Origin of the sequence: Paenibacillus maysiensis, from assembly GCF_000520815.1 — a bacterium.
Taxonomy (GTDB): domain Bacteria; phylum Bacillota; class Bacilli; order Paenibacillales; family Paenibacillaceae; genus Paenibacillus; species Paenibacillus maysiensis.
In genome coordinates this window covers 1-520 of record NZ_ASRY01000142.1, presented here as the reverse complement: position 1 = coordinate 520, position 520 = coordinate 1, and the positions used below count along the sequence as shown (strand labels likewise).

Genomic DNA, 520 nt, shown 5'->3' with positions numbered 1-520 from the left:
AAAAAGAGTGGCTGCTTACCACTCGATATTTGCCAAGGCTTCAGCCATATCCTGCTGTGTTGTTAGGGTGTAAATATTGGTTGTTGCTACGTTATCATGTCCAAGGATTTGTTGGATGGTCGTTAATGGAGTCGTTTTCACTAGCTTATAGCCAAGTGTATGCCTGAGCATATGGGGTGTGACCTTCACATTGATCCGTTCCCCGTATTTGTTCAAAATCAGGTTGATCGCATTTCGTTCCAATGCTCCACGCTGGCCAATACATAGATATTCTGATTCCACTTGTGGCCTTACTTCAAGATATCGGGTAATGGCTTTTCGCACATCCTTATTCAATGGTATGATGCGGTAGGTGTTCCCCTTGCCGAATATCTTCAATATTCCTTTGCGTTCACTTATTTCAATATCCTTCAATTGGATACCCACCAATTCGCTTACCCGTATCCCTGTTCCCAGCAGTAATTCAATCATGCAGATATGCATTCGATTGCCCATACGGTGAATTTCATTCCGCAGCTTC

Annotated in this window: 1 protein-coding gene; it reads right to left on the bottom strand. The window is 43.3% G+C overall.

What is annotated here, in order from left to right:
* Window positions 1-15: 15 nt before the first annotated feature.
* On the bottom strand, window positions 16-520 hold a 505-nt coding region (locus L696_RS0109145; RefSeq protein ID WP_025683379.1), incomplete at its 5' end, for a tyrosine-type recombinase/integrase.